The 25308-nt window shown below is 66.4% G+C and carries 22 protein-coding genes; 3 read left to right on the forward strand and 19 right to left on the reverse strand.

The genetic code is table 11. The annotated features are described in order from the left end of the window. Window positions 1-15 precede the first annotated feature (15 nt). The 4 genes from XH79_RS02820 to XH79_RS02835 are packed head-to-tail and all read right to left on the reverse strand — an operon-like array spanning window position 16 to window position 5713. Window positions 16-1203 carry a xanthine dehydrogenase family Fe-S subunit gene (locus XH79_RS02820; protein WP_271580566.1) on the reverse strand — a complete coding sequence of 396 codons (1188 nt, stop codon included), beginning with the start codon at window positions 1201-1203 and terminating at the stop codon, window positions 16-18. After that, the gene (locus XH79_RS02825) at window positions 1200-2036 is read right to left on the reverse strand and encodes an FAD binding domain-containing protein (RefSeq protein ID WP_212344565.1); all 837 of its coding nucleotides are present in this window, start codon (window positions 2034-2036) and stop codon (window positions 1200-1202) included. Before XH79_RS02825 ends, XH79_RS02820 begins: the two co-directional genes overlap by 4 nt. Further along, window positions 2033-4426, reverse strand: a complete 2394-nt coding sequence (locus tag XH79_RS02830) for a xanthine dehydrogenase family protein molybdopterin-binding subunit (RefSeq protein WP_271580567.1) — start codon at window positions 4424-4426, stop codon at window positions 2033-2035. Before XH79_RS02830 ends, XH79_RS02825 begins: the two co-directional genes overlap by 4 nt. Before the next feature lie 9 nt (window positions 4427-4435). Then, the gene (locus tag XH79_RS02835; RefSeq protein ID WP_271580568.1) at window positions 4436-5713 is read right to left on the reverse strand and encodes an amidohydrolase/deacetylase family metallohydrolase; all 1278 of its coding nucleotides are present in this window, start codon (window positions 5711-5713) and stop codon (window positions 4436-4438) included. A 183-nt stretch (window positions 5714-5896) separates the two neighbouring features. Here XH79_RS02835 and XH79_RS02840 point away from each other — a divergent pair, with 183 nt between their 5' ends. From XH79_RS02840 to XH79_RS02850, 3 genes are all read left to right on the forward strand, one after another. Continuing rightward, entirely contained in the window at window positions 5897-6391 is a 495-nt protein-coding gene (locus tag XH79_RS02840) for a MarR family winged helix-turn-helix transcriptional regulator (protein WP_245003949.1), read from the forward strand. Between the two features lie 252 nt (window positions 6392-6643). Continuing rightward, on the forward strand, window positions 6644-8062 hold the full coding sequence (locus XH79_RS02845) for a cytosine permease (RefSeq protein ID WP_271580569.1): 1419 nt from the start codon (window positions 6644-6646) through the stop codon (window positions 8060-8062). 4 nt (window positions 8063-8066) lie between these two features. Next, window positions 8067-9005 (forward strand): acetamidase/formamidase family protein, encoded by a 939-nt coding sequence (locus XH79_RS02850; protein ID WP_271580570.1) that lies wholly within the window; start codon window positions 8067-8069, stop codon window positions 9003-9005. Between the two features lie 2 nt (window positions 9006-9007). Here XH79_RS02850 and XH79_RS02855 read toward each other — a convergent pair whose 3' ends face one another. The 15 genes from XH79_RS02855 to XH79_RS02925 form a co-directional block, all read right to left on the reverse strand. After that, a complete protein-coding gene (locus XH79_RS02855) occupies window positions 9008-9718 on the reverse strand; it encodes an RraA family protein (protein ID WP_271580571.1) in 711 nt (236 codons plus the stop codon). A gap of 50 nt (window positions 9719-9768) precedes the next feature. Continuing rightward, window positions 9769-10752: a flavin reductase family protein gene (locus XH79_RS02860; protein ID WP_271580572.1), complete on the reverse strand. Its 984-nt coding sequence runs from the start codon at window positions 10750-10752 to the stop codon at window positions 9769-9771. A gap of 28 nt (window positions 10753-10780) precedes the next feature. Beyond that, the gene (locus XH79_RS02865; protein WP_212344547.1) at window positions 10781-11737 is read right to left on the reverse strand and encodes a LysR family transcriptional regulator; all 957 of its coding nucleotides are present in this window, start codon (window positions 11735-11737) and stop codon (window positions 10781-10783) included. 173 nt (window positions 11738-11910) lie between these two features. Continuing rightward, entirely contained in the window at window positions 11911-12789 is an 879-nt protein-coding gene (locus XH79_RS02870) for an amidohydrolase family protein (RefSeq protein WP_271580573.1), read from the reverse strand. A gap of 12 nt (window positions 12790-12801) precedes the next feature. Further along, window positions 12802-14109 carry an NtaA/DmoA family FMN-dependent monooxygenase gene (locus XH79_RS02875; protein ID WP_271580574.1) on the reverse strand — a complete coding sequence of 436 codons (1308 nt, stop codon included), beginning with the start codon at window positions 14107-14109 and terminating at the stop codon, window positions 12802-12804. A gap of 43 nt (window positions 14110-14152) precedes the next feature. After that, on the reverse strand, window positions 14153-15328 hold the full coding sequence (locus tag XH79_RS02880) for an alpha-hydroxy acid oxidase (RefSeq protein ID WP_212344537.1): 1176 nt from the start codon (window positions 15326-15328) through the stop codon (window positions 14153-14155). A gap of 213 nt (window positions 15329-15541) precedes the next feature. After that, a complete protein-coding gene (locus tag XH79_RS02885; protein ID WP_271580575.1) occupies window positions 15542-16840 on the reverse strand; it encodes a TRAP transporter large permease in 1299 nt (432 codons plus the stop codon). After that, the gene (locus XH79_RS02890) at window positions 16837-17400 is read right to left on the reverse strand and encodes a TRAP transporter small permease (RefSeq protein WP_271580576.1); all 564 of its coding nucleotides are present in this window, start codon (window positions 17398-17400) and stop codon (window positions 16837-16839) included. Before XH79_RS02890 ends, XH79_RS02885 begins: the two co-directional genes overlap by 4 nt. Window positions 17401-17405: 5 nt before the next feature. Then, window positions 17406-18506 (reverse strand): TRAP transporter substrate-binding protein DctP, encoded by a 1101-nt coding sequence (dctP, locus tag XH79_RS02895; RefSeq protein WP_271580577.1) that lies wholly within the window; start codon window positions 18504-18506, stop codon window positions 17406-17408. Window positions 18507-18776: 270 nt separating this feature from the next. Continuing rightward, complete coding sequence (locus XH79_RS02900; RefSeq protein WP_271580578.1) at window positions 18777-19547, reverse strand: polysaccharide deacetylase family protein; 771 nt, start codon at window positions 19545-19547, stop codon at window positions 18777-18779. Continuing rightward, window positions 19544-20389 carry a polysaccharide deacetylase family protein gene (locus XH79_RS02905; RefSeq protein ID WP_271580579.1) on the reverse strand — a complete coding sequence of 282 codons (846 nt, stop codon included), beginning with the start codon at window positions 20387-20389 and terminating at the stop codon, window positions 19544-19546. The genes XH79_RS02900 and XH79_RS02905 overlap by 4 nt, the downstream gene beginning before the upstream one ends. Further along, on the reverse strand, window positions 20386-21927 hold the full coding sequence (locus tag XH79_RS02910) for an ABC transporter substrate-binding protein (RefSeq protein WP_271580580.1): 1542 nt from the start codon (window positions 21925-21927) through the stop codon (window positions 20386-20388). The genes XH79_RS02905 and XH79_RS02910 overlap by 4 nt, the downstream gene beginning before the upstream one ends. A 14-nt stretch (window positions 21928-21941) precedes the next feature. Further along, a complete protein-coding gene (locus XH79_RS02915; RefSeq protein ID WP_271580581.1) occupies window positions 21942-23549 on the reverse strand; it encodes a dipeptide ABC transporter ATP-binding protein in 1608 nt (535 codons plus the stop codon). After that, complete coding sequence (locus tag XH79_RS02920) at window positions 23546-24358, reverse strand: ABC transporter permease (RefSeq protein ID WP_212344505.1); 813 nt, start codon at window positions 24356-24358, stop codon at window positions 23546-23548. Before XH79_RS02920 ends, XH79_RS02915 begins: the two co-directional genes overlap by 4 nt. Continuing rightward, complete coding sequence (locus XH79_RS02925) at window positions 24355-25299, reverse strand: ABC transporter permease (RefSeq protein ID WP_271580582.1); 945 nt, start codon at window positions 25297-25299, stop codon at window positions 24355-24357. The genes XH79_RS02920 and XH79_RS02925 overlap by 4 nt, the downstream gene beginning before the upstream one ends. Window positions 25300-25308 lie beyond the last annotated feature (9 nt).

The raw sequence follows: 25308 nt of genomic DNA on the forward strand, positions 1-25308 counted from the left end.
ATGCGCAAGCACCGATCACCCCGCCCCGCTCCGGCGGCCGAGCATGCGGGCGATCCGTGCGCGCAGAACGCCCGATGCAATCGACCAGAAGCTGAGCTCCGCCGGCGTCCCCGGCCGCGACGGCGCTCCGGACATGTGGCGGTCGAGATTGGCGGCGAAGTCCGTGACCAGACGCCTGGCGAGATCGCGCACCAGGCCAGGACGACCGACCTGGGCGAGCATTCCCGTGAGCGTGTAGCCGATCGACAGTTCGACGGCGGTCGCCGCGCCGTCTTCGAGCGGCAGCAGACGGTAACGGATCTCGCCTTGCGTCGCCGAATGACTGCGCGGGTCGGTGCCGATGCCGACGATGCGCCCCGAGAGTGTTGCGGGATCGCGCTCGACGCGGGCGGCGCCCTCAAACGCCGCGGCGATCGGCCCGAGCCTGACGCGGATCACCCCTTCCACCCGCTCCGCCCTCGGCGGTGATTTCAGCGATACGCCGGGAAGGCAGGCCGCGATGCCTGCGATGTCGTCGAACATCGCGAACACCTTTGCCGGCGCGTGCAGCAGCGTGAAGCGCTGGTCGAGTACGGTTGCCGGAATGAAGTCGGGGATGCTGCCCGGTGCGGCACTCTCCGAGGCCGGGGCCGGCGCCTGCTGCGCAGGCCGCAACTCGCTTCCGCCGGGTGCAGCGCGCCCCGATCCCGCAGGGCCGAGACTGGTCCGGCCGCCATCGGCCAGCGGCGCGACGTTGCGCCCGCGCCTTGCCGCGATCACGGACTGCACGGCACGCACGATGCCGACATAGCCGGTGCAGCGGCAGAGATTGCCGCTGAGGCCGACGCGGATGCGGCGCTCGTCGGCGTCGGGCAGGCGCAGCACGAGGTCGCGCGCCGAGACCAGCATGCCGGGCGTGCAATAGCCACACTGCAGCGCATGCTCGCGGGTGAAGGCGGCGCGCAGCTCGGTCGTGATCTCGTCCTCGTCGAGGCCTTCGATCGTGGTGACATCGGCGCCCGCGCAGGCCACCGCATAGGTGATGCAGGAGCGCGCCGGCACGCCGTCGAGCAGCACGGTGCAGGCGCCGCAGACACCGTGCTCGCAGCCGAGATGTGTGCCGGTGAGATCGAGCTTGTCGCGGACGAAGTCGGCCAGGCTTGTGCGCGGCTCGGCAGACAGCTCCACGGCGCGGCGATTGACCTGAAGCGCGATCGTGGTCATGCCGCGGCCTCCTGGACGGCGCGCTTCAACACGCTGACATGGATGTGGCGCTGCGCGGCGTCGTCGATGCCGGCTTTCGTCAGAAGAGCGTCGGCGACACGGACGTCAAAACGCTGCTTGTAGTCGGCCGCGATCCGGCCGCCGAACAGCTCGGCCGCATCGGTCAGGACGATCGGCGCGGTATCGATTGCACCGATCACGACGCGAGCAGTCGCAGCCGTGGGATCGACCAGCGCCGCACCGATGGCATGGGCGAACTCACCGGTCTTGCGGCAGCTCTTGGCGTAGCCCCAATGCGCCGACGTCGCGCGCGTCGGCACATGGACCGCTTCGACGATCTCGCCGGCATGGAGCGCGGATTCCAGCGCACCCACGACAAACGCTTCGACAACCATGGATCGCGCGCCGGCCAGGCTGCGCAGCGTCACCCGCGCGCCTAGCGCTGCCAAGGCCGAGATCCAGTCCGCAGCGGGATCAGCGTGGCTGAGCGAGCCGCCGATGGTGCCGCGGTTGCGCACCGCGCGATAGGCAATGTTCGCCGCAACAGAACGCATCGCGCCGCGGGTCACGTCGGCCGTGCGGCCGTCCTCGATGTCGGCATGGGTGACCAAGGCGCCGAGCACGAGCTCGCCGCCGGAAATCTCGGCGCGCTTGAGCTCGGCAAGGCCGGAGATGTCGACGATCAGCTCCGGCTGCACCAGCCGCAGATTGAGCATCGGACCGAGCGACTGGCCGCCGGCGATAATCTTTGCCGATCCGTGGCTTGCGGCCAGCATCGACAGCGCGGCATCGAGATCGCGCGGGCGTTCGTAAGCGAAGGGCGCCGGTTTCATGCCGCGCTCCTTTTCGTCGCGCGCGCGGCCAGCACCGCCGCGACGATCCGGTGCGGCGTGATCGGCGACTGCATCAGCTCGACGCCGAGCGGGCGCAAGGCATCGTTGACGGCGTTGGCTATCGCGGCGGGCGGGGCGATCGCACCGCCCTCGCCGATACCCTTCACGCCGAACTGCGTATAGGGCGACGGCGTCTCCATGTGATCGAGGCGGGCGGCCGGAACCTCGGTCGGGCCCGGCAGCAGATAGTCGGCGAGCGTCGTCGCCAGCGGCTGGCCGGAGGTGTCGAACGGCATTTCCTCGTAGAGCGCGGTGCCGATGCCCTGCGCGAGGCCACCATAGATCTGGCCGTCGACGACCAGCGGATTTACGAGAACGCCGCCGTCCTCGACGATCACGTAGTCGAGGATTTCCACCTCGCCGAGATCAGGATCGACGGCGATCACGGCGGCATGGGCGGCATAGCTGAAGGTGCCGCTGTCGCGCACGGGCTTGTAGCCCTGCGTGACCTCCAGCCCGCCGGGATCGACGTCAGCCGGCAGGTCCTGCGGACGGCGATACCAGGTGTGGGCGATCGCCTTCAGGCTGACGCTGCCGTTGATACCGCGCACCTCGCCGTTCTGCAACACCACCGAAGCCGGATCGTGCTGCAACAGCTTGGCGCCGATGCGCCGGGCGCGTTCGCCGAGCTCGCGGCAGGCGGTCGCGACCGCACCGCCGGCCATCACCATCGAGCGCGAGCCCCACGTGCCGGTCGAATAGGGCGTCATCGCGGTGTCGCCGAGGATGATGCGGATCTTTGCGACATCGACGCCGAGAATTTCGTGCGCGACCTGGGCGAGCGTGGTCTCCATGCCCTGCCCGTGCGAATGCACGCCGACACGCAGCTCGAGGCCGCCGTCCGGCGTCAGCCGCGCCGAGGCCTGCTCGTGGCCCGGTACCATCGGAATGCCCCAGCCGGAATAGACCGAGGTGCCATGCGCGGCCTGCTCGCAATAGATGGAGACGCCGACGCCGATGCGGCGGCCGTCGGTCCCGCCTTGCTCTTGCTTGGCGCGGATCGCGTCGATGTCGATCGCAGCAAGCGCGCGGCGCATCGCTTCCGGATAATCGCCGCTGTCGAAGTGCTTCTTCGTGATGTTGTCGAACGGCATCTGTTCGGGGCGCACCAGATTGCGCAGCCGCACCTCGCCGGGTTCGAGGCCGGCTTCGGCCGCCACGAGGTCGAGCATCAATTCCAGCGCGAAGCAGACACCGGTGCGCGCGACGCCGCGATAAGGCAGGATCGGGCATTTATTGGTGGCGACCGAGAAGGTGCGGCAGCGATAGGCCGGCATCTTGTAGGGGCCCGGCAAAATGCTCGCGACCTGCGCGGCCTCCAAGCAGGCCGAGAACGGATAGGACGAGTAGGCGCCGGAATCCACGGTCGCTTCGCAGTCGATGCCGCGCAAGCTGCCGTCGCGGTCGGCATAGACCGTGATCTTGTAGTGGTGCTCGCGGCAATTGGAGCTGGCGACGAGATGCTCGCGGCGGTCCTCGAGCCAGCGCACGGGATGGCCGCAGCGCATCGTCAGCCAGGACAGGCAGACCTCTTCGGGCAGCAGAATGCCCTTGTGGCCGAACCCGCCGCCGACATCGGGCGAGATGACGCGGATCTGGCCCTCCTCCATGCCGAGGCACTCGGCAAGGCCGCTGCGGGTGATGTGCGGCATCTGCGCCGCCGAATGCAGCGTCAGCTGGTCGAGCCGGGAATCGAAGGTCGCGACCACGCCGCGGCCTTCCAGCGGCGACATGCATTGCCGCGCGGTCGAGATCTCGCGCGTCACCTTGATCGGCGCATCGAGCGCGGCGGAAATGTCGACCTCATAGTTGGTTTCGAGGAAGACGTTGTCGCCCCAGTGCTCGTGCACCAGCGCCGTATCAGGCTCGCGCGCCTTCAGCATGTCGGTGATCGCCGGCAGCTCCTCCAGATCGAGCGTCACGGAGGCCGCAACGTCCTCCGCCTCGGCCCGCGTCGGCGCGAGGCACATCGCGACGAGCTCGCCGACCTGCCGCACCTTGCCGGTCGCCAGCACCGGCTGCTCCGAGATCTTGAAGCCCGGTAGTCCAGACACCGCGCGGATCGGCTTGATGCCGACGAGATCCGCCGCCGTGAACACACGACCGCGATGACGTTCAGGCACGTGGATGCCGCGGATGCGTGCATGCGCCACCGGGCTGCGCACGAAGGCAACGTCCTGAAGGCCGGCGAGCCTGACGTCGCCGACATAACGGCCGCGGCCGCGCATCAGGCGGTCGTCCTCCTTCCGCGGCAGCCGTGCGCCCACCCCCTGCCCGGATTGGCCCGAAGGAAATTCCCGCTCGTTGCGCAACTCCGCGCCCTCCTTCACCGCCGGGCCTTACGCCGCGACGGCTTGCGGCAGGATCGGCGCGACCGCGTCGAAGCGCGTGCCGGCGCGCAGGCAGAAGGCCGGCTGCAGCAGACGCTCGGCGATCACTTCGTTCTTCTCATTGTCCTTCAGGACGAAGCGGCCGTTCTTCTCGGCGAGCACAGAGACGTCGGCATCCATGCCGACCTTGAGCGCGCCGATCTCCCCGCTGCGGCCGAGCATTTTTGCCGGATTGGAGGTGACCATCGGCACCACCTGCTCCAGCGACAGGCCGAGCGCCATCATCGAGCTCATCGCCTGCACCAAGCTGAACTTGGCCTGCCCTGCAAACGGATGGTTCTCCTCGTCCTCGTGCTGGTCGGGCGTTCCCGCCGGCGCGGGCACGTGGGTGTTGTAGCCGTGGATGTCGGCGCCCAGCGTGGTCGGAATGATGCCGGCGGCGATCGCCTTCTTGGCGAGCCGGTAGGAGAAATGGCTGCCGTGGCCGACATCGACCTTCAGGCCGCGGTCGAGCGCGGCCTGGATTACCGGGTGCACCTCGCCCTCACGATTGACGAAACCGCCGGGGTGGCGCGTGAAGGGATGGGCGAGAATGTCGCCCTCGCGCAAGAGCGGGATCACGCGGGTGAGAATGGTGTCGGCATCCTCGCCATTGGCGCCGCTCTCGGGCAGGCCCCAGAGCTGGCCGAAATGCACATAGACCGGCAGGTCGGCGCGCTTGCCGATCTCCGCCGCCATCTCGATGACGCGGATGCCCCAGCGCGCAAAGCCGCCGATCTCGGCATGAGCCTTGATGCCGCGCACGATGTCGAGATTGGCCGTCGCCGACTTCACGGTGGCGTCGACGTCGACGCCGTCGGGGCTGTAGAGCTGCGGATAGAAATGTCCCTCGAGGCCGCCGACGAGATAGGCGGAGAGGAAAGCGTAGACGCGCGAGGCTGAGGGCTCGGCAATGAAATGACGAAAGCCCGGCAGCGTCATGCAGGACGGGCCGCCCTGGTCGACCAGCGTCGTCACGCCCGACTGCACGCCGACCATGTCGGGGTTCATGCCGAACCGGCCCGAGACATATTGATAGACATGGGCGTGGGTGTCGATCAGCCCGGGCAGCACTAGCTTGCCGCCGACGTCGACGACCTCCTTCGCGCTGGTCGGCAGGATGTCCGCCGCAACCGCCGCGATCTTGCCGCCGCGGATAGCGACGTCCTTGATGCCGTCCACGCCCGATGCGGGGCAGATCACGCGACCGCCGCGCAGCAGAAGGTCGAAGCTGGCAGTAACGGACATGGCGCTCTCCTTGATCTCGCGCAGGCGGTTGCACCGCCCTCGAATTAAGAAGCATGCTTCGCATTTGAATACGAAGTATGCTTCGTATTTTGACAAAAGCAAGCATCATGCCATGATCAGGCGGTGGCAGCCGCGCTCGAATCGAGCTAAGCGCGGCAGGGTTTTGGGTTGGGAGAGCGTGCATTGCGGCAAGCCAGGAAAAGTCGCAGCGGGGGCAAGCACCGCCCCTGGCCATTGTCGCAACGCCCCGGCTATCTGATCCGGCGGCTGCACCAGATTCACGTCGCGCTGTTTCAGGACGCCTGCGGCGAATTCGAGGTCACGCCGCTGCAATACAGCCTGCTCTCGGCGCTGGCGGTGCGCGAAACCGCCGATCAGACCACTTTGGCGGCCGATATCGCCCTGGATCGCACAACGACGACCGGTGCCTTGAAGCGGCTCGCCGCACGGAACCTGGTCGAGCGCGCGGTCAACAAGGACGATCGCCGCGCGCGGTTGTGCCGCCTGACGCCGACCGGCGCCGCGCTGCTGGTCAAGATCGAGGGCGCGGCACGGCGGGCGCATCGTGCGACGCTCGGCGATCTCAGCGAGCGGGAACAGGCGCTCTTCATCGAGATGATGCAGCGCATCGTGGCCGGCAACCCAAGTCGCGACAGTTCCGCTGCCCTATTCGATTAGCCGCAGTTGCTGCGCTTTTGAGTTGGGCTGCTCAATTTATCATCGTACCGCTGCCTGGCCGTGCAACGTCCACCGCGTCTCGCCGACACGTGGGAGCTGCCGCGGCGAGCCGGCTGCGCTTGAAAACGCAACAGCAATCCGGCGCGAGCCACGCTGCACCGGCATCGGCGCACGCCCTGCCCGGCCGCTTCGCAACCAATGGCACGATTTATGCTGCGATGATGCGAAGCGTGCTTCGTATTGGGGGATGTCATGACGGATTCCGAACTTCGCGCTGATATTCACAGCATCGAGCCAATTCCCGATGCGGACCGGGACTCCACCGGACCGCAGCAGATGTGGATCTGGGCCGGCGCCAACATCGCGCCGGTCAACTGGGCGCTCGGCGCGCTCGGCATCATCCTCAAGCTCGGCCTGATGGAGACGATCGCGGTCATCGTGCTCGGCAACATCGTGGGCTGCGCGATTTTCGCGACCTTCACGGTGATGGGACACAAGACCGGCGTGAACCAGATGGTGCTGAGCCGGTCCGCCTTCGGCGTCCGCGGCGCCTATTTGCCCAGCATCCTGATGTTCCTGATGACGCTGGGCTGGATCGGGGTGAACACCTATTTCCCGGTGAAGGTCTCGATGGGCATCCTCGGCCAGTTCGGCGTGCCCGACACCTGGCTGATCGAGATCGTCGTCATCACGCTGGTGATGGCGGCGCAGGTGCTGATCGGCATCTACGGCTTCTACGCGATCCGCACCTTCGAGAAGTACACGGTGCCGCCGACCATCGCCATCATGGTGCTGATGAGCGTGCTGGCCTGGACGCGCCCCGGCGTCGTCAACTGGAGCCTCACCACCTCGCTGCCGCCGGGCGCGCATATGGCGATGCTGACCTTGCTGATGACCGCGATCGGCGTCGGCTGGGGCATCTCCTGGGTCACCTGGGCCTCCGACTATTCGCGCTTCGTGCCGAGAAGTGTGCCGTCGAAATCCGTGTTCTGGTACAGCTATATCGGCATGTTCGTGCCGACGGTCTGGCTCGGCATCCTCGGCGCGACCATCGCCTCGACGACGCTGGACACCGATCCTGCAAAAATGGTCAGCGCGGTGTTTGGCGGGCCGGTCAGCATCCTCGTTCTGCTGATGGTGCTGCACGGCCCGATCGCCACCAACATCCTCAACGTCTATTCGGCGACGCTGGCGGCGCTGAGCGCGGGGCTGAAATTCTCGCGCTTCTGGCTCACCGTCATCGTCGGCGTCGCCGGCTACCTGGTCACGCTCTACTTCATCTTCGCGCCGTCCTTTGCGAAGGCGTTCGACAACTGGATGATCAGCCTGCTGTTGTGGATGAGCCCGTGGGCCGGCGTGGTGCTCGCCGACTTCTTCATCAAGCGCAAGGGCCAGATCGACGTCGCCGAGCTCTATCGCTCGCCGGAGACCAGCGCCTATGGCGACATCAACTGGGCCGGCATGATCGCCTTCTTCGCCGGCCTCGTCGCTGGATGGCTGGTGGAGGACGGCCTCGTCGGCGCGCTGCAGGGGCCGATCTCGATCAACTTCCTGGGCGGCGCCGATCTGAGCTGGCTGTTCGGAATTGGCGTGGCGGGCCTCGTCTATCTTGGGCTCAGCAAGTTCGCGACCTCGCCCTCCTCGATCGTTGCGAGCAGCGCAGGCAGGTAGCGGCATGGACCACGTCCTGCGCTCCACACCCGGAAACGTCCAGTGGGGACTCTGGGATGGACGACTGAAGCCGGTGCTCCGGATCGCATCCGGAGACCGGGTCACCATCGAGACGCTGTCGGGCGAGCCGGACGATCTGCCCGATCCCTCACTCGGCTTTGATACCGTACCCGGACATGCGGAGGTGCTGGCAAGCGCCTTCCGCGGCCCGGGCCCGCACCTTCTCACCGGGCCGATCCACATTGAGGGCGCTGAGCCCGGCGACGTGCTCGAAGTGCGTGTCCTGAATATCGAGCTGCGCTGCGATTGGGGCTGGAATCTTCAGGTGCCGACGCTCGGCACCCTGCCCGAGGATTTCCCAGAGTTCCGCCGCATCCACATTCCGCTGGACCGCGCGCGCAACGTCGCAAAGCTTCCCTGGGGTCAGGAGCTGCCGCTAGCCCCCTTCTTCGGCAATTTCGGCGTCGCGCCGCCGCCAGCCTGGGGCCGGCTGTCCTCGAAGGAGCCGCGCGCGTTCGGCGGCAACATGGACAACAAGGAGCTGGGTGCCGGCAGCACGCTGTATTTTCCCGTCTTCGTGCCGAGCGCGCTGTTCTCCGCCGGCGACGGCCACGCGCTACAGGGCGATGGCGAGGTCTGCCTGACCGCGATCGAGGCGGCGCTGACAGGCACCTTCGAATTCCATGTCCGCCGCGATCTCCGTCTCACCGCGCCCCGCGCGGAGACGGCGTCCGACTGGATCACCATGGGATTCGACGAGGATCTCGACGATGCCGCCAAGGCGGCGCTGCGCGACATGATCGCGCTGATCCGGGAGAAAAGCGGCCTCAGCGCGCAGGATGCCTACACGCTCTGCTCGATCGCCGCCGACCTCCGCGTCACGCAACTGGTCGACGGCAACAAGGGCATTCACTGCGTGCTGGCCAAATCCCGCATGCCGTGACGTCAGCGCGGATCGCTCCAGATAGCGTCGATCTCGACGATGCCGGCAGTCTCGAACAAGCTCTTCATCCCCGCGACGTCGTAAAGCGTCTGGCCTTCGTCGAGCCGCCGCTTGATCTCCGCTTCCTTGGCCATCCGCGCCTCGGCATTGCCTACGGCGGCCTCGACATGCGCCGGCGGGATCGCCATGACGCCATCGGCGTCACCGACGATCAGGTCGCCGGGATTGACGGTCACGCCCGAGACGACCACGGGAACATTGACCGCGCCCGGGCCACGCTTGCCGGGATAGGACACCGAGATACAGGAGGCGAACACCGGAAAGGCCATCTCGGTGATCTGGGCCGAGTCCCGCATCGCGCCGTCGATCACGGCGCCGCCGAGCTTCCTGATCCGGCTGTAGTAGCTCGCGATCTCGCCCCACAACGCGCCCTGCGGCGAGCCGCCATTGGTCAGCACGAGAATGTCGCCGGGCGCTGCGACCCGGAAAGCCGCATGCAGCATGAGATTGTCACCGGGGAAATTGAACGAGGTGATGGCCTGGCCGCAGATCCGGGCCGCCGGAAACAGCGCGCGCATCTGCGGCTGCATGAGGCATTGCCGCCCGACCACTGCGCCCAGTCCCTCATGCAGATCGGCGACGTTGATGCGGCTGGCGCGTTCGATCAGGGCCGGATCGAGGCGGGGAATTCGTGTGTAGACGACCGATTGCACTGTGATGTCCTTTCCAGGTGAGAAGCGCTAGCGCACGATCCGCGCGCGGATCATAGGACGGGCGTCGGCTCCACGGCGCTGAGCTGCGTCGCAACCATCGTGTTGAGGACGCGCCTCACCGTCGCAAGATCGCTGTCCGGGATGCCCTGGAACAGGATCGCTTCGTTGGCACGCGCATGGGCCACGATCGCGCGGAGACGCCCCTCGCCTTGCGCAGTCAAACGAATGCGGCCGTGATCATCGACCGCCACAAGCCCCAGCGACACGACCGATTCAAGAAGACTGCGGCTCGCGCCGAAATCGAGGAACAGCTCCGGCATCAACGCATCGAGCGTGCGATCGGGTGACGTCGCCGCAGCGCGCAGCAGCCGGGCCTGCATCAGCGTAAGGCCGAGCCCTTCCGTCTGCCGTCCCTGCTCCAGTCGCGAGGCGATGCTGCTGTAGGCGCGGATCATCAGATTGGACAGCACCCGCTCCTCGCCGCCGTCGGACCGGTTGGCGCTTCCGCCACCGGTGAAGGCGCGCATGTCGGGATGCTCGGCTGAGACCGCATAGCCGCCCTTGACGAACAGCAGCGGCCGCCGGTCGTGGCGATGGTAGCGCACGACCTCGCCGATCAGGATGAGATGGTCGCCGCCGTCGAGGGTCTGGCGGCAGACGCATTCGAACGAGGCCGCGACGCCCGCAAGCAGCGGCGCAGCGCCCTCGCCCGCGTCACAATCGAGGTCCCTGAACTTGTCCGGCCCCGACCGTGCAAACCGCTGCGACAGCTCGATCTGGTCTTCGGCAAGAACGTTCACGGCGAAGTGGGAGCACGCCGCGAAGGCAGCAAAGCTCTTGCTCTCGCGGCGGATCGACCACAGCACCAGCGGAGGATTGAGCGAGACCGAGGTGAACGAGTTCGATGTGAGACCGAAGCGCTCGCCGCCCGCCGATGTCGAGATGACCGTGACGCCAGTTGCGAATTCGGCAAGACTGCGCCGAAAGCCCTCCAGCTCGACACGGGGGTCTCCACTCTCGATCGGTGATTTCATCGACGACTCCGTTCAGCCTGATTGGCCATCACACCGTGGTCACGCGGATCTGGATTCCCCGCCGCAGCGATTGGCGATCGACGGTTGCGGCGATCCATTCGGAAAAGCGACGCTTGATCTCGGTCAGCAGCCATTGCGCGGCCGGCCCGGGCGGCTGCTCGATCTTGTGCACGGCATAGAGCGGAAACCGCAGCGGCTCGCCGTTATGCGCGGCGAGCTTCAATTCCACGAGCTCGCCGGAATCGAGATAGCCTTGCGCGAGGTGGGTCGGCATCGCGCACCAGCCGAAGCCGTTGCGAACGAAATCGAGGCGGCTGAACTGGTCGATGAAGCTCCAGGTATGGGTTCCCATCACCACCCCGCGGTAGCGCTTGGTGCGGTCCACCATGGTGAGCTGGATGTGCTCTTCCAGCGCGGCCTGCGGGATCAATCCCTCGATCGCCGCCAGCGGGTGCCGGGACGAGGCCACCAGCGAGATCGGCACGTCGCCGAGAAATTCCATCTGAAAGCCCGGCATGCCGTCGAGCGCAGTCGAGTAGATCGCCAGCCGGGCATTGCCTTCGAACAGCGACTGCTCGGGCGCGCCAAGGCCTTCGGCGAGCAAATTCACCGAGACCAGCGGGAAACGCTCCCGGAATGCGCGCAGGCTTTCGATCAGCACGGTGCTCGGAAAGACCTGCTCGATCGAGAGACTGATCTCGGGCTCGGCCACGGTCGCCATGTTCTTGGCGCGCGCACGCAGCGCATCGGTGCTGCTGACGATCCGGCGGGCGTCATGGACGATCGCCTCGCCGGCCTCCGTCAGCCGGGGCAGCTTGCTCGAGCGGTCGAATAGTTTCAGCTCGAGTGCATCCTCGAGCGATTGGATCGATTGGCTGACCGCCGACTGGACACGATTGACCTTGCGCGCAGCCGCCGAGAAGTTGCCGCAGTCCGCGACGGCGATCAGCATCTGGAGTTGGTCCAGCGTCACCCTGGAGAGCATGTTCCACCTAGCCCAATGAGTTGAATCGGGCCGAGCAGGCCCTCCCATCAGGTCAATGAAACGGTCCGCCCGGCGCATCATCATTATATCTGATGATAGCGCATTGCATCCGCCCTGATCGCGTCGATCAGGCGCCGGTCGAGCGGATGGCGGGGTGGCACGGGGCATATCGGCTAGACGAATCCATAGAGACGGGCGGGATTATCGGAGAGGATGGCCTGGCGGGCCGCAGCCTCGGGCGCCCAGGCCAGCAGCAGATCCAGGAGGTCGGCGTCATCGGGCATGGTCTCCGCCGTCTCTGTCGGATGCGGCCAGTCCGATCCCCACAGCAGGCGGTCCGTCCCCTGCCGGACGAGGGCCTGCGCGATCGGCGCGACCTCGCTGTAGCCGGGGCCGCTGCCGTGGGCGATGTGATAGGCGCCCGACAGCTTGAGGTAGACGTTGTCGCGCGCAGCCAGACGCAGCAGCGACTGCACCGCGGGATGCTCCACCGCGAGCGGGCGGGCGTAGCGGCCCATATGGTCGATCACCAAGGTGCACGGCAAACGCGCGATCAGCGCCTCGTGCTCGGGGAATTCCAGTCCGTCGAATTGAATCTGCAGATGCCAGCCGGTGCCGCGGATGCGCTCCGCCATGACGGGCACATCGGACCATTCGGTGACGCTGCCCCGCATCTGATGGTAGCGCAGGCCCCGCGCGCCGGCTTGCCAGAGCCGGTCGAGTTCGCTGTCGGTGACGCCAGTCGGGACAGTCACGACCGCCCGCGCGCCGGGGCCGAACGCGGCAACCGAGTCCAGCGTGCAGCGATTGTCGAAACCGTATGTCACGGGCTGGACGATGATCGTGCGCTCCAGCCCAAGCCGGGCCTGCACCTTGCGATAATCCTCGACGCTGAAGTCGGGCGGGAACAGCCAAGCTTTCGACGAGGCTGGATACGCCTTGCTGTAGATGTGCATGTGGGTGTCGCAGGCGCCGGCGGGCGCGCGAAGCGTGGGAATGCGTGGTGTAGACTGGTTCGGCATCTCGAAAGCACCGGTCGCGGCGGAGAGCACGCGACCGCCTCCTCAGTTCATGAAATTGTCGCGCAGGGTCTCGCCGTCATAGTCGGTCCGGAAGATCCCCTTGGCCTGCAGCAGCGGAACGACTTCGTCGACGAAGTTCTCGATGCTCCTGATGTTGGTGGTCGGCGTGACGTTGAAGCCGTGACAGCCGCTCGTGCGCCAGAGGTGCTCGAGCTGATCGGCGACCTGCTCCGGCGTGCCGACCAGTTGCGGCATGCCGGCGGTCGCCCCGAACACGCGCGCCGCGTCGCGCGCGGTCGCGTTGCCGTCGCCGGTCATGTTCGCCAGCGCCATCAGCATGCCGCGCGAGGCGTCGGTGGTATTGGCAGCCAGCGGCGTGTCGAGATCGATCCTGCTGAAGTCGATGCCGAGCGTGCCGGACATCCGGCTGAGCGCGGCATCGAGCGGGATGCGCTCGAAGAGCTCGGCCTGGCGGCGTTTTGCCTCGGCTTCGGTGCCGCCGAGCACGCATTGAATGCCGAACACCACTTTCGGCGGCTCGGCCCGCCCCTGCGATGTCGAGGAGTCTGCCAGCTTGTCGACGAAAGCCTTCATCGCCTCCACCCGCGCCTGGATCGAGAAGACGACGTCGCTGTGCTTCAGCGCGAATTCCTGGCCGCGGCCCGATGAGCCCGCCTGAAACAGCACGGGCCGGCCCTGCGCCGACGGCAAGGTCGGCGGAACGGTGTGGCAGCGATAGTGCGCACCGGTGAAGTCGACCACGGCGACCTTGGCCGGATCGGCGAACTCGCCGGTTTGCCTGTTCGCAAGAACCGCGCCGGGCTGCACGCCGTTCCACAGCGCGTGACAGATCTCCATGTACTCGTCGGCCTGGTCGTAGCGCTTGTCGTGCTCGATCTGGTCGAGGCCGAGCGCGCGATGCTCCCCGCGCAGATGGCCTGACACGATGTTCCAGCCGACGCGGCCGCCGCTGATATAATCCAGCGTCGAGAGCCGGCGCACGGTGTGATAGGGATGCGTCCCCGCCGTCGAGAGCGTGACCGCAAGGCCGAGATGCTTCGTCTCCGCCAGCATCACGCCCAGCAAGGCCATCGGATCGTGGCAGGGCCAGGTGACGCCGTAGCGGACATAGTCCTCAAAGCTGTCCTTGTAGCGCTCCATGCCGCCGGGCGTATCGGCGAAGAACGCGGCATCGAACCGGCCGCGCTCGAGCGTCCGGGCAAGGCGCTTCCAGTGCTCGAACAGCCGCATGCCCTCCACGCGATCGTCCTCGGGGTCGGCCCAGCTCAGCGCCGTATGGTTGATCGGGCTGTGCATGTAGAAGCCGATCAGGTGCATGCGTTTGGTCACGTCGTTCCTCTCGTCCTTGAAGCCGCCTCGGCATTCACCGCCGCTAGTTTCGTCCCATGCGGGGATCCAGCAGATCGATCAGGCTGTCCGGCCCCGCCTTGCCGACATCGATCCAGCCGAGCTGTCCCATCAGCAGGCTGATCTCCTGGCGCATGATATCGATGACCTTGCAGGCTCCGGTCTCGCCGGCCGCGGCAACGCCGAACATCGCGGGACGGCCGAAGAATGCGGCCCTGGCACCGAGGCACAGCGCTTTCGCAACGTCGCTGCCGCGGCGGAAGCCGCTGTCGATCAGGATCTCCATGCGGCCGCCGACCGCATCGGCGATCGCGGGCAGCATGTCGATCGAGCCCGGTGCGCTGTCGAGCTGCCGCCCGCCATGGTTCGAGACCATCACGCCGCTTGCGCCGAGCTCGAGGCACTTCAGCGCGTCGGCCGGATGCATCACGCCCTTGACCACCAGCGGACCATCCCAGGCCTTGCGCACCTGTTCGAGGATCGACCATGTCTGCGCCGGCGCCGGCGTCTGCTCGCCGTAGAGATCGGCGACCGCATTGGCGCTGGCGCCCTCCGCCGCATAGGGCCGCCAGTTCTCCATCATGGGAATCCCGCCCTCGGTGAGATAGCGCCAGGTCCAGCCCGGCCGGCTCAGTCCCTGCAGGATCACCGACGGCGTCATCTTCATCGGCCGGCGGAAGCCGTTGCGCAAATTACGCTCGCGCTTGCCCATCACGGGCGTATCGATCGTCATCAGCAGCACCCGCACGCCCAGCGCCTTGGCGCGGCGCACCAGGTCGAGCGTGATGTGCGGATCGCGCGTGCCGTAGATCTGGAACCAGGTCGTCTTCGGTGCCAGCGCCATCGCCGCCTCGATGGAATCGCAGCTCGCACTCGACATGATGTAGGGAATCTCGAAACGCGCCGCCGCGCGCGCGAGCATCAGATCCGCGCCGGGGCGGAAAAAGCCGGCGATGCCCATCGGCGAGATACCGAACGGACTGGCATAATCGTGGCCGAACAGGTTCACCGTCTGGCGGCGTTTCTCGACGTCGACCAGATAGCGCGGCAGCAGCTTGTAGCGATCGAACGCAACGCGGTTGCGCGCGAGCCCCGCCTCGCCGTCGACCCCGCCGTCGATGAAGTCGAAAGCGATCCGCGGCAGGCGCTTGCGCGCGAGTGTTCTGATGTCGTCGAAATTGATCGCCTGTTGAAGCTGCATGAGTTCTTGTCGGCTCACTTTGATGCGCGTGGGATCGAATGAGTCCGATCCGTCAGCGTCATTATTCGTCGATCGCCACGCGTCGGAGAATTGGCCAAATTTTGATACTGACCATCAGCCGGCGTGATGATGTCGCGGTCGATTTCATAGGCGAAGCAAAGCATCACGCGGCGAGGCGCCGCGCGCGCAAGCTTCACCGACGAGAGGTTCTTTTCAGCCCATGCGCGTCGGCAGGAACAAGGCGATCTCCGGCCAGATCGCGAGCATGAACAGCAGGACCAGCATGATCAGGTGGAACGGAACGGTTCCCATCACGACTTCGCTGAGCTTGCCGTCCCAGATGCTCTGGATGACGAAGAGATTGATGCCGATCGGCGGCGATATCTGGCCAAGCTCGATGAACATCACCAGCATGACGCCGAACCAGATCGGATCGACGCCGTACTGGACGAGGACCGGATAGAGCAGCGGCACCGTGATCACGATCATGCCGAGGCTCTCGACCAGACAGCCGAGAACCGTGTAGAGCACGAAGACGGCGATGAAGAACTCGACCTTGCTGAGGTGCAGACCGACCACGAAGGCGGTGACGTCGTCGCCGACGCCGGCATAGCTGATGGCGTAGGAGAACAGGAAGGCGGCGTAGACGATGAACAGGATGTTGCCGACGACCTCGACCGTGCGGTGCATGGCGGCGACGAAATTCGGCCAGGTCAGATCGCCCCAGATGACGGATATCGTGATGCCGAACAGGCATCCGATCGCCGCCGCCTCGGTCGGCGTGGCGAGCCCCGAATAGATGCTGCCGAGAATGAACGCGATCAGGATCGCGAATGGCAGCACGTCGACCAGCGCGCCCATGATCCCGGCAACGCTGCGCGTCAGTATTTCCGTGGGCGCCGCGCTCGGCCTCATGGTGGTGTAGACGGCGATGTAGGCCATGAACATCGCGGTCAGGATCAATCCCGGGATCACGCCGGCCATGAACAGTTTTGCGACCGAGGTCTCGCTGAAGGTGCCGTAGACGATCATGGCGATGCTCGGCGGGAACAGGATTCCGAGCGTGCCGCCGGCCGCGAGCGAACCGGCCGAGAGCCGGCGATCATATTTGCGCTGGCCAAGCTGCGGCAGCGCGACGCTGCCGATCGAGGCGGCGGTCGCGATGCTGGAGCCGCTGATGGCGGCGAACACCGCGCATCCCGCGATATTGGTCTGCAACAGGCCGCCGGGAATGCGCGCGACCAGGACCGACAGCCCGCGATAGATCCGAAAGCTTAAGCCGCTCTTTTGCAGAATTTCGGCGAGCAGGATGAAGAGCGGGATGGCGGTCAGCGTAAAGCTGTCCATGCTGCCCCAGCTGACGAGGCCGAGCCCGTTGAAGGCATCGAAGCCGTTCTGCATGAACAAATAGACCACGGCCGGCACCGCAATGGCGAAAGGCACCTGCATGCCGAGGCCGAGCAGCGACAGGAAGACGGCGAAGGCGATGATGAGTTGAAGACCCGCGCTCATTGGCCAGCCTTCCTGCGGTTTGCGGCAGCGAACCAGCGAATGTCGGCTCGAAGCGCCCTGATCAGCGAATAGCAAAGAGCGGCGGTGCCGAGCGGCATGGTCAGTTGCGGAATCCACAAGGGCGTGCCGAGAATGGTCGCGGCGAAATCGCCGCCGTCAAAGCTGCGCAGCACCAGACGGACCAGCTGCCAGAGCAGCAGCAGGCAGAAGGCGAGCGCGATCGCGTCGAAGATCAGCTTGCGCAGGGCATGCCCGCGTTCGCCGAGCCGGCCGTCGATGAACTCCACCTTGTGGAAGGCACCGCTGACGAAGCAGGTCGACAGGCTCAGGAACGAGACGGCGACGAGCAGATAGCCGCCGAGCTCGTCGGCCGACTGGAGCGAGACGCCGAAGAGGTTTCTCAGGAGGACTTCGGCCGCGACCATGACCATCATGGACATGATGGCGAGCTCGCAGAGCCAGCGGCACAGGCGCTCGATCCATCCTTCGGCAGGTTGCGAAGGTCCGGCCTCGACGGCGTGCCCGGCGTCGAGGTGCTGCGTTTGAGGAGATGACAGCATGCGGTTCAGCGTCCCAGAGCCTTGCGGACCTGATCCAGCAGTTCGGCCGCCTCGGGTCCCTGCGCTTTCGCCCACTCGGCGTAATAGGGCCTGATCTTCTGGCCGGCCTCCTCGACTTCCGCGGGCGACGGACTGGTCGCGGTCATTTGCGCGGCAAGCTTCTGGGTGAGATCCTGATCCTCGGCCGCCATCGCCCTGGTCGTCTTGTCGGCGACCTCGCGGATGGTGTCCTGCACGACGGTCTGCACGGAGGGCGACAGCCGGTCCCACGCCTTCTTGTTCACCAGCAGCAGCGAGGAGACATAGCCGAGGTTCAGCCGGTAATTGTACTTGAACAGGTCGCGCCAGACATAGCCGTAGCCTGAGCTAGCGGTGATCGCGCCGTCGACGACGCCGCGGTCGATCGCCGCCGGGACTTCCGCCGTGCCCAGCGTCACCGGCGAGCCGCCCATCTTCTTGATGAACTCGCCTTGATCCGGCGAGATCACCCTGATCTTCTGGCCCTGGATGTCCTTGAGCGACTTGAGCTCCTTGCGCGACCAGATCACCTGCTCCGGAAACACGTACTGGCCGACCACGACGATGCCGCGCTTGGCGTAGGCCTCGCTCAGCGCCGGCGCGAGGATGGCCGAGACCTTCTGGTATTCGACGGGATCGTGCACCAGCATCGGCAGGCGCACGACCGCGCCGACCGGCACGCTGCCGAGGAAGAACGCGTCATCTCCCATCTGGACGATGTTGTCGGCGACGGCCTGGGTGATGTCGGTCGCCTTGATCTGCAGCGTACCGCCGAGGTGCAGCTTGATCTTCAGCTCGCCATTGGTGCGCTTGCCGATCTCGTCGAACAGCTCGGCGAGGCCCTTGGCGGCCGTGACCGTGGCGACGGAATTGTAGGTGTAGGCATTCCAGGTCTGGCCGGCCGTAACAGGGGTTGCCTGTGTCGCGAGGGCCGAGAGCGCCAGCAGGCCGGCTGCTGCGAATGCCGCGAGCCGCCGCGGCACCCGACCGCGCGCCGTCCGAGCCATGCCGTTCCGTGCATCGACGATCGCGGCGAAGGCCAGATTCGGTCTGGCGCCATCCCCCGACAACAGGACCTCTCGTTCCATTTCCACCCCTGAGGTTGATGTTCTTCTTTTGTAAAGCCGGGACGTGCCGCCCCTGGCCTCGCCCCGGCAGAACTATCTTGCCGAAACGCGATTGCGTTCTGTTAGCACATGGCTTTCCGGCCCGATTGGGCATTTTCCTGATGGCATCCATCGGCCGGAATGATGCATCGCGCGGCGATTTGCCGCTTATTCCGATAAACGGCACAAGCGCGCCCGGCGGGCTGGGCGCCCCCTACCGGCGGCGAGCTCTTCGCGGGGATGCGCCCGCGGTCAGGCGAGCGTCTGGACGGCGACGTCTTCGCAGGTCAGGAACGCGACACCATCGAGACCGCGCAGCCAGCTCAGCAGGCCGTCGAGCGCGGCGACGCGGCTCGCCCGCGCGCTGCCGTAGTCGCTGCGCGGATGCAGCGTCAGCGTGATCAGGCAGCGCTCGCGATGCATCGCATCGATCTCCTCGCGCCACATCTTGATGACGCGATCATGGGTCTGGCGTTGGGCGTAGAGCGTCGCGTCGATCAGGATCTCCGCATGCGGCACCTCGACCATGCCGCGGCCGCCATCGGCATCAAGCCGGTACGGATGGTCGTCATCCTGGAAGCTCGAATCATAGCGATAGCCGAGATCGGCGAGATGGCCGAGGGTACGTTCCGTCAGTCGGCCGTGTGGGGCCCGGAAACCGCGCGGCGCACGGCCGACGATCCGCGACAGCGTGGCATGCGTGCGCTCCAGCAGCGCCCGCTCGTCGACGCCAGCCGCGTCCATCTCTTCCATCGCCCAGCCATGCGCGGCGATCTCATGACCGCGGCCGGCGAGCGCGGCGACATAGGCGGGATTGGCTTCTGCTTCAGCACCCGGCACGAACACGGTAGATTTGATGCCGTGGCGATCGAGCAGTCCGAACAGCCGTTCGCAGCCAACCGCATAGGCGTATTTTCCGTAGGAAGCGCGGCCGAACAGCGCGTCCTCGTGAGCTTGCGCCAGCTCCACCGTCTTGCCCTGGAGATTGACGGTGACGACGACGGGAATGATCGGCTTCGTCATTGTCCGCTCCAGTCCCGCCGCCAATCGGTCGGACGCTTCAGGCACCATTCGGCGAGCTCGAGCATGCTGACGAAGCGCACGCCCTCGTGGCGCTTGGCATGTTTGATGAGCCCTTCGACCGCCGCGACGCGCGCGGGCGAGCCGGAGCCATAGCCGACGCGCGGGTGGAAGGTCAGGTTGTAGTAACCGCCCTCGGCGTAGATCGCGTCGAACTCCTGCTCCCAATGCGTCAGCACTTCCGACGGCGGCGTATAGCTGACGCGGTAGAACGGGAAATCGTCGAGGCTCGAGGTGTTGTTGGGCAGGCAGACATAATCGCTGCGCTCCTCGCCGTCGTAGCGGGCGAGATATGGCAGGTCGAAATCCTTGTCGCTGGAATCGTAGACATAGCCGAGCTCGCGGAGCTTGCGCAGCGTGCGCGCCGTCTTGTGTCCGGACGGCGAGCGCCATCCCCGCGGCGCGATGCCGGTGATCTCGGTGAGCAGCCGGTGCGTCCGTTCCAGGAGCTCCGGCTCGGCATCTCCAGGATCGACGCCCTCGTGAAAATATCCGTGCGAGCCGATCTCGATGCCCGAGCGCGAGATGTTGCGGACGAGGTCCGGGCTCTTCTCGGCATCATAGCCGGAGACATAGAAGGTCCAGGGCACGTTGTGCCGCGAAAACATGTCGACGAAGCGCGGGATGCCGCATTTGGCGGAATAGCGTCCGTGCGAGCGCGCTCCGAGCGGCAGCTGGCCGCGGCCGCGTTCGAGCGAGGTGCCGTCGAAATCGAGCGTGAGGCCGACGACGCAGCGGGCGCCGTCCGGCCAGGCATGTTGCCTGCGCTGCGCAAGGGAGATCATCTGACAACCTCGACGTTCCAGAAACGGGGTTTGCGGCCGGCCCACGGCGCATAACCGCGCACTTTGGGCGAGACCGCCGACACATTGACGCCGGAGCTCCACACGATCATCGGCGCATCGTCGACGAACAGTCTGTGGAGCGCATCGAACAGCGGCTGGCGCGCCTCCGGCGCGGGCGTTTCCATCAGCTTAGCCAGCAGCTCGATCGCATCGCGATTGCCCCAGACGCGATCCGGCTGCGCGGCCTTGTCGCCGATGAAGCGGTCGAGGCCGAAAGCGGGATCGAGATAGGGCGTGTAGTTCCAGACCATGAGCTGGTAGTCGCCCTTGTTGTAGCGGCTGAGCTGGGCCGCGAACTCGACGACCTCGACCGTGAGGTTAAGGCCCGCCTGCTGCGCCATCGCCTGCGCCATCACGGCGACGTCGTTCATGACCGGAAAGCGCGAATTGGTGGTGATCTTGATCGGCTCGCCCTTGTAGCCCGCCTCAATCAGCAGCTTCTTTGCGCGCGCAATGTCGAGGTTTTGCCCGGCCTGCTCCACCGCGCCATAATAGCGGCTCGACAGCGGCACCAGCGAGGTGCTCGGCTTGGCGTAGCCGTCGGTGAGACTGTCGCTCATGCCGGGATAGTCGAGCGAGGCCGCAATGGCCTCGCGGATGCGCTTGTCTTTCAAGAGCGGATCGTTGGTCTGCATCACGATGGCATTCAGCGAGGCGACCGGTGCCGATGCGATCACGAGGCCAGCGGACTTCAGCTCACCCGCGAATTTCGGATCGGCTGACGGCCAGAGGTCGAGATTGCCGGACTGGATCGCCGCCTTCGCCGCCGCCGGATCGGGCACGATCGACAGTTTGATGCGATCGACCTTGGGCGGCTTGGCGCCGGTGAGACCGTCAGCCGGCTCGCTGCGCGCTGCATAGGCCTCGTTGCGCGCGAGCTCGATGAACTGGCCGCGGCGCCATTCGGCAAGCCTAAACGGGCCGGTGCCGATCGCCTTCTGCCACGTCCCGTCCGCACCGACCGAGTCCGGATGCGCGATGCCGGTGCCGTCGCAATCGGCCCGCGCCATCGTGCTGAGGAACGCGCCGCTCGGCTCTGCGAGCCGGAAGACGACCTGCTCCGGCGATGGCGCGGTGATCTCGACAATCTTGATCTTGCGCGTGCCGTCGAAATTGGTCCGGCATGGCCAGCCGGATTTCGGATCGAGGAAGCGCTCCCAGGTCCACGCCACCTCCCGCGAGGTCAGCGGCGCGCCGTTGTGGAACGTCACGCCCTCGCGCAGCGTAAAGGTGTAGGTGCGGCCATCCGCAGAAGTCTCGATGCCCTTCGCCAGCATCGGGGCGACGGTGCCGTCGCCGCGCCAGGCGACGAGGCCTTCGTAGATCTGCTGCAGCACGAGGCCGGTGTTGTCATCAGGGCTGTTGCCCGGCATCAGGCCGCGGATGTCGGTGGTGACCATGCTGCGCAGGACACTCTCGGCCTGGGCCGCGGATAACGGCGCAAGCATCAGGCACAACGCAACGACAAACCGTCTCATACGCAAGATCCTGATTAACCCGAGGCACGCTCCGCCGTCGCACCGGCGAAGTCCAGGACGGGCGCGGCCGCGAGCAGCGCCTTGGTGTAGTCATGCCGGGGGCGATCAAAGATGTCGTCACGCGAGCCCTGCTCGACGATCTTGCCGCCCTGCATCACCACGACGCGATCGGCGACCTGCTCGACCGCGGCGAGATCATGGCTGATGAACAGGCAGGCAAAACCGTATTGCGCCTGCAGCCGCTCGAACAGTTTCAGCACCTGCGCCTGGATGGTCATGTCGAGCGCGGAGACCGGCTCGTCGGCAACCACGAAAGCCGGCTCGCGCACGATGGCGCGCGCAATCGCGATGCGCTGCCGCTGGCCGCCAGACAATTCATGCGGCCAGCGCTTGCCGAGACCGGCAAGCCCGACCTCGTCGAGCATCGCCTCGACGCGCCTGTCGCGCTCGGCTGTCGTGAGTTGCGGCACATGACGCAAGGGCTCGGCGACGATCTCGCCGACGCGCATGCGCGGATCGAGCGAAGAGTACGGATCCTGGAACACGAGCTGCGAAGCCAGACGGAAGTCGCGATCGATCGTCGCCGTCACGTCCCTGCCCCGGAACCTGATCTCGCCGCCCGAGGTCGGGATCAGCCGCAGCATGGCGCGGCCGAGCGTGGTCTTGCCGGAGCCGCTGCCGCCGACCACGGCAACGGTCTCTCCCGCAGCGATGTCGAGATCGACACCATTGACGGCGGAGACGCCGGTATCGCGGCGGAACAGCCGCTGCCGTCCGGCAAACCCGACTTTGAGGCCGCGCACGCTGACGAGAGGCTCACCGCCCTCTCGCGCTTTCGAGGTGGCGCCCCGGCGCGGCAGGGCCTCGACGAGCCGTTTGGTATAGGCCTCGCGCGGCGAGAACAGGATCTGCCGGCTCGTGCCGGTTTCGACCATCCTGCCTTGACGCAGCACCAGCGCGCGCTGCGCATAGCGCGAGACGAGGCCGAGATTGTGGGTGATCAGCATCACCGACGTGCCGTGGTCGCGGGCCAGCCCGACCATGAGGTCGAGCACCTCGCGCTGGGTCAGGGTATCGAGCGCCGTGGTCGGCTCGTCCGCGATCAGCAGCTTCGGCTTCAGCAGCATCACCGAGGCCAGCATGATGCGCTGGCGCATGCCGCCGGAGAATTCGTGCGGATAGGCATCGAACGTCCGCTCGGGATCGCGGATCTGCACGCGCGCGAGCATGTCGAGACAGCGGCGCCGGATCTCGCGCCTGCCAAGCCGCTCGTGCAAGCCGAGCCCCTCCGCCATCTGAGCTCCGACGCTGATGGCGGGATTGAGCGAAACCATTGGCTCCTGGAACACCATGCCGACGACAGGCCCGCGCAGCGTCCGCATCCGCCGCGCCGAGACGTTCGCGAGATCGACGCCGTCGAGCACGATGCGGCCGCCGGCCTTGCGCAGCCCTGGCGGCAGCAGGCCGAGCACCGCGCGTGCCGCGGCGGTCTTGCCGCTGCCGGATTCGCCGACGACGGCCAGGAACTCGCCGCGCTCGACGGCGAAGGAAACACCTTCGACGATCGCCGCCTTGCTGGTGGCGACCTCGATGCGCAGATTTTCGACCGACAGCAGCGTCATCCGTGCGCCATCCTGGGATCGAGGCGATCGCGCAAGGAATCGCCGAGCAGATTGATGCCGAGCAGCGTCAGCGCGATGCAGAGGCCCGGCGCGATCGAGAGCCAGGCCGCGGTCTCCATGAACGGACGGCTCGCCGCCAGCATGTTGCCCCAGGTCGGAGCCGGCGGCGGCACGCCGAGGCCGAGGAAACTCAACGCGCTCTCGGCAAGCAGCACCCAGCCGAACATGCTGGTCGCGAGCACCGCAACGGGCGCAATCGCGTTCGGCATCACGTGGCGGAACATCGAATAGGCTTCCGAATTGCCGATGACGCGCGAGGCCTCGACATATTCCTTCTCGCGGATCGACAGCACGGTGCCGCGCACGACGCGAACCACCGAGGGGATGTAGGCAAGCCCAAGCGCCAGGATCAGTCCGGCCTTGTTGGCGCCCACCACGATCATCACCGCCAAAGCCAGCAGGATGCCGGGAAACGCCAGAAGTGCATCATTGACCGCCATGATGATGCGATCGGCCCAACCGCGGATGTAACCGGCCGCGCAGCCGATCACCATGCCGGCGGTCACAGCCAGCAGCACCGTGATCAGGGCAATCACGACGCTCGCACCGGCCCCGACCATGATGCGGCTGAGCACGTCGCGGCCGAATTCATCCGTCCCGAACCAATGCAGCGGCGACGGCGCCTGCAGGCGCGCGCGCAGATTGATCCGCAGCGGGTCGAACGGCGTCCAGAACGCGCCTGTGAGCGCCGCGCCGAGCAGCAGCGCGATCAAGGTGCCGCCGATCGCGGTGTTGGCGCGCATCCTCATGCCACCGTCACCCTCGGATCGAACAAGGGATAGCAGAGATCGACGATCAGATTGACCACCACGTAGATCACCGCCGTAAACAGCAGGCAGCCCTGCACCACGGGATAGTCGCGCGCGAAGATCGAATCCACGAGCAGCCGGCCGAGCCCCGGCAGCGTGAACACGGTCTCGATCACGGCAATGCCGCCGAGGAGATGGCCAAGCACGAGGCCGATCAGCGTCCAGGTCGGCGCGAAGGCGTTCGGCAGCACGTGGCGGGCGAGCACGCGCCATTCCGGCACGCCCTTGGCGCGGGCGTGAGTGACATATTCGAGCCTGAGCACCTCGATCGAGGCGGCGCGTGCCATGCGGGTGAGGACGCCGATCTCGACCATGGTCAGCGTCGCGATCGGCAGCACGATGAAGGTCGCCGCCTGCCAGAAGCTTTCTGCGAACGGCACATAGCCGATCACCGGCAGCCATTTCAGCTTGAGGCCGAACAGCAGTAGCAGCAGCAGGCCGAGCCAGAAGCTCGGGATCGACAGCAGCAGCGTGGCGCCGCCGACGACGGAGAGGTCGAGCAGGCTGTTCTGCTTCCAGGCGGCGACGAGGCCGGCCGGAACGGCGATCGAGGCCGCCGCCGCGACCGCCACCAGCACGATGACGGCGCTGACCTGGAAGCGGTCCAGGATCAGCGGCAGCACCGCCAGGTTGTTGGTGATGGAGTGGCCGAAATCGCCGGCGGCAAGCCTGGCGATCCAGTGCATGAACTGGACCGGGATCGGCTGGTCGAGCCCCAGCTGGGCGCGGAGCTGCGCCGCCTGCGCGGGATCGGCGGCATCGCCGAGCATCACCTGAACCGGATCGCCGGGAATGAGCCGGACCAGCGCAAAGACGCCGACGGCGACGAGCAGCAGCGTCGGGATCGTCATTGCCAATCGTCTGGCGAGGTAACTCAACATGGCGCCGCC

This window comes from Bradyrhizobium sp. CCBAU 45389 (assembly GCF_028128625.1).
GTDB classification, from domain to species: domain Bacteria; phylum Pseudomonadota; class Alphaproteobacteria; order Rhizobiales; family Xanthobacteraceae; genus Bradyrhizobium; species Bradyrhizobium liaoningense_B.

Coding starts and splice junctions, on each gene's coding strand:
- XH79_RS02820 (WP_271580566.1), bottom strand. CDS start 1,203: ATGACCACGATCGCGCTTCAGGTCAATCGCCGCGCCGTGGAGCTGTCT.
- XH79_RS02825 (WP_212344565.1), bottom strand. CDS start 2,036: ATGAAACCGGCGCCCTTCGCTTACGAACGCCCGCGCGATCTCGATGCC.
- XH79_RS02835 (WP_271580568.1), bottom strand. CDS start 5,713: ATGTCCGTTACTGCCAGCTTCGACCTTCTGCTGCGCGGCGGTCGCGTG.
- XH79_RS02845 (WP_271580569.1), top strand. CDS start 6,644: ATGACGGATTCCGAACTTCGCGCTGATATTCACAGCATCGAGCCAATT.
- XH79_RS02850 (WP_271580570.1), top strand. CDS start 8,067: ATGGACCACGTCCTGCGCTCCACACCCGGAAACGTCCAGTGGGGACTC.
- XH79_RS02860 (WP_271580572.1), bottom strand. CDS start 10,752: ATGAAATCACCGATCGAGAGTGGAGACCCCCGTGTCGAGCTGGAGGGC.
- XH79_RS02865 (WP_212344547.1), bottom strand. CDS start 11,737: ATGCTCTCCAGGGTGACGCTGGACCAACTCCAGATGCTGATCGCCGTC.
- XH79_RS02880 (WP_212344537.1), bottom strand. CDS start 15,328: ATGCAGCTTCAACAGGCGATCAATTTCGACGACATCAGAACACTCGCG.
- XH79_RS02885 (WP_271580575.1), bottom strand. CDS start 16,840: ATGAGCGCGGGTCTTCAACTCATCATCGCCTTCGCCGTCTTCCTGTCG.
- XH79_RS02890 (WP_271580576.1), bottom strand. CDS start 17,400: ATGCTGTCATCTCCTCAAACGCAGCACCTCGACGCCGGGCACGCCGTC.
- dctP (WP_271580577.1), bottom strand. CDS start 18,506: ATGGAACGAGAGGTCCTGTTGTCGGGGGATGGCGCCAGACCGAATCTG.
- XH79_RS02900 (WP_271580578.1), bottom strand. CDS start 19,547: ATGACGAAGCCGATCATTCCCGTCGTCGTCACCGTCAATCTCCAGGGC.
- XH79_RS02905 (WP_271580579.1), bottom strand. CDS start 20,389: ATGATCTCCCTTGCGCAGCGCAGGCAACATGCCTGGCCGGACGGCGCC.
- XH79_RS02910 (WP_271580580.1), bottom strand. CDS start 21,927: ATGAGACGGTTTGTCGTTGCGTTGTGCCTGATGCTTGCGCCGTTATCC.
- XH79_RS02915 (WP_271580581.1), bottom strand. CDS start 23,549: ATGACGCTGCTGTCGGTCGAAAATCTGCGCATCGAGGTCGCCACCAGC.
- XH79_RS02920 (WP_212344505.1), bottom strand. CDS start 24,358: ATGAGGATGCGCGCCAACACCGCGATCGGCGGCACCTTGATCGCGCTG.
- XH79_RS02925 (WP_271580582.1), bottom strand. CDS start 25,299: ATGTTGAGTTACCTCGCCAGACGATTGGCAATGACGATCCCGACGCTG.